The 230-nt window shown below is 61.3% G+C and carries 1 pseudogene; it reads right to left on the reverse strand.

The window, feature by feature from the left end:
- Positions 1 to 230 (reverse strand): annotated as a pseudogene (locus OH705_RS28970) (polyhydroxyalkanoate depolymerase); the annotation flags it as partial.

Here is a 230-nt window from a genome sequence, read left to right on the forward strand (position 1 = left end):
CGGCAGCAGGAACTCCTGGAACACGGTGCGGATCGTGTCCAGGTAATACTCCGCCGGCATGTCGAGCACGGCGTTGTATTCGTCGTAGAACTTGCGGTGCGATTCGGCGTCCTGCATGTCGCCCTTCACCAGGTCCGCGTAGAAGTCCCAGTGCGACATGAAATGGCGGCTGGGGTTCATCGCGATGAAGCCCGCATGCTGCAGGAAACCGGGATACACGCGGCGGCCTT

Source organism: Pseudomonas sp. BJa3, assembly GCF_026343815.1.
Lineage (GTDB): Bacteria > Pseudomonadota > Gammaproteobacteria > Pseudomonadales > Pseudomonadaceae > Aquipseudomonas > Aquipseudomonas soli.